The organism is Mycobacterium sp., assembly GCF_049802695.1.
Taxonomy (GTDB): Bacteria; Actinomycetota; Actinomycetes; order Mycobacteriales; family Mycobacteriaceae; genus Mycobacterium.
Genome location: NZ_JBARMY010000122.1, coordinates 1 through 2,560, shown reverse-complemented (window position 1 = coordinate 2,560; position 2,560 = coordinate 1). Strand labels below are relative to the sequence as shown.

Below are 2,560 nucleotides of genomic sequence, written 5' to 3'. Positions count from 1 at the left end.
CCTCACAGTGAAGGAGGCAACCACCATGGTTGTTGTTGGAGCCGATGTACACAAGCGCACGCATACATTTGTGGCGGTCGACGAGGTCGGGCGCAAGCTCGGCGAGAAAGTCGTTGCTGCGACCAGTTGCGGGCCTGCCGAGGCGGTGATGTGGGCGCGGGAACGCTTCGGCGTCGAAGTGGTGTGGGGCATCGAGGATTGTCGGCATCTGTCGGCGCGGCTAGAACGTGATCTGCTTACCGCTGGTCAGCAGGTGGTGCGGGTGCCGCCGAAGTTGATGGCTCAAACCCGGGCCTCGGCGCGCACGAGAGGCAAGTCCGATCCGATCGACGCACTGGCGGTGGCGCGTGCGGTGCTGCGCGAATCTGATTTGCCGGTCGCCTCCCATGATGAGGTGTCGCGTGAGTTGAAGTTATTGGTGGATCGACGCGAAGTGCTTGTGGCGCAACGCACGGCGACGATCAATCGGCTGCGGTGGCGCGTTCATGAGCTTGATCCTGAGCGAGCTCCCAAGCCGGGGTCGCTGGATTTGGCTAAGCATCGCGCTGTGTTACGGATGTGGCTAGAGACCGTACCTGGACTCGTCGCCGAGCTGGCCCGTGAGGAGTTGGCCGACGTTACCCGGCTCACCGAGGCCATCAATGCCTTAGCCAAGCGCATCGGAGAGCGCGTGCGCAACGTCGCCCCGGTGCTGCTTTCTCTTCCGGGCTGCGGGGAGCTGACCGCGGCCAAACTGGTCGGCGAGGCCGCCGGGGTAACTCGGTTCAAAAGTGCGGCCGCCTTTGCCCGCCACGCCGGGGTGGCCCCGGTTCCGGTCTGGTCAGGCAACACTGCCGGTCGGGTTCGGATGACCCGTTCGGGTAACCGTCAACTCAACGCCGCTTTGCACCGCATCGCGGTCACCCAGATCCGCCTCGACGGACTCGGCCAGGCCTACTACCGCAAACGGCTCGCCACCGGCGACTCCAGCACCGAAGCCTTGCGCTGCCTCAAACGCCGCTTATCCCGCGTCGTCTTCAGCTACTTACACACTGACCACCACGACCGAATCCAGCTCTGCCAAACGGCAGCGGCTTGACATAGGAGAAACCCATGGCAGCGACCGCAGACGCCGGCTCGGTCGAACCAATAGTCCGTAAGACCGCGGAGTGGGCCTGGCGGTTGCTGGTCATCCTGGCCGCGGCGGTCGCATTCCTGTGGGCCGTCAATCGACTCGAAGTCATCGTCGTTCCGGTGCTGCTGGCTCTGATGTTGTCGGCGTTGCTGGTGCCCGCGGTTGACTGGCTGGACCGGCGGGGCTGCCCGCGCGGCGGCGCGGTGGCACTGGTGCTGTTGACCGGCTTCGGGATGCTCGGCGGAATCATGGCGTTCGTCGTCAGTCAGTTCGTGGTCGGCCTGCCCAGTCTGGTCGACCAAGTGGCCCGCAGCATCGATTCCACCCGCAGATGGCTGATCGAGGGACCGGCGCATCTGAGCCGCCAGCAGATCGACAACGCGGGCAACGCCGCCATCCAGGCGCTGCGCAACAATCAGGACAAGCTGACCAGTGGCGCGCTGTCCACAGCGGCGACGATCACCGAAATCGTCACCGCCGCGCTGCTGACCCTGTTCACATTGATCTTCTTTCTCTACGGCGGGCGCAACATTTGGCACTACGTCACGAAGATCATTCCGGTCAATGCACGGGAACGGGTGCGCGCCGCGGGCATCGCCGGGTACGGGTCGCTGATCGGCTATGTGCGCGCCACCTCCCTGGTGGCGTTGGTCGATGCGTCCGGGGTGGGCACCGGGCTGGCGATCATGAGTGTGCCCCTGGCGCTGCCGCTGGCCTCACTGGTGTTCCTGGGTGCATTCATCCCGTTGGTGGGGGCGGTGTTGAGCGGCTTTCTAGCCGTCATCGTGGCCTTGCTCGCGAAGGGCTGGGTGTACGCACTGCTCACCCTCGGTGTGCTGATCGCCGTCAATCAGCTCGAGGCGCACATTCTGCAGCCGTTGGTGATGGGACGAGCGGTGTCGATTCACCCGCTGGCGGTGGTGTTGGCGATCTCCTCCGGCGGTGTGTTGGCCGGCATCGTGGGCGCACTGCTCGCGGTGCCGACGGTCGCATTCCTCAACAATGCGTTCCAGGTGCTGCTGGCTCGGGATCCGTCGGCCCAAGTGGCCGCACAAACCGAAGACGCATCGGCGATCATCGAGGCTGAACCTGACTCCGTCGACGCCGAGGAACGCGGCGACGAACGCGTCGAAGAGCCTGCCGCAAAGCGTTCCGGCTGACCGGCACCGTCGCTCGGGCAGGCCGGACTAGAAGCGGCCTTCTCGGCGCAACAGGTCTTGAGCGCTCAGCCCGCCGCCGCGCCGCTGGCGAGGCTTGTCTGCGCCGTCGGCGCCTCCGGTGTTCAGCTTCTCGGTGGCCGTAGCGGCGTCGTCGTCGTCTCGCGGCGGAGCCGGGAGGGCGGTGGTGTCGCCATCCTCGGGCCGCTCGTGGCTGCCTGGGCGGTTGTTGCCGGCCGGCATCGCCCTGGTTTCCTCTGCGGAGGGCTTGGGCTGCACGGCCTGCGGT

General features: G+C 65.9%; 3 protein-coding genes. 2 read left to right on the top strand and 1 reads right to left on the bottom strand.

Annotated features, from left to right (window positions below; all coding sequences use genetic code 11):
* The first annotated feature begins 7 nt into the window (after positions 1–7).
* The gene (locus tag WA317_RS04595; protein WP_425171918.1) at positions 8–1,078 is read left to right on the top strand and encodes an IS110 family transposase; all 1,071 of its coding nucleotides are present in this window, start codon (positions 8–10) and stop codon (positions 1,076–1,078) included.
* Between the two features lie 14 nt (positions 1,079–1,092).
* Complete coding sequence (locus tag WA317_RS04590) at positions 1,093–2,274, top strand: AI-2E family transporter (protein ID WP_425171917.1); 1,182 nt, start codon at positions 1,093–1,095, stop codon at positions 2,272–2,274.
* A 27-nt stretch (positions 2,275–2,301) separates the two neighbouring features.
* Here the strand turns inward: WA317_RS04590 and WA317_RS04585 are convergent.
* On the bottom strand, positions 2,302–2,560 hold a 259-nt coding region (locus WA317_RS04585; RefSeq protein ID WP_425171916.1), incomplete at its 5' end, for a hypothetical protein.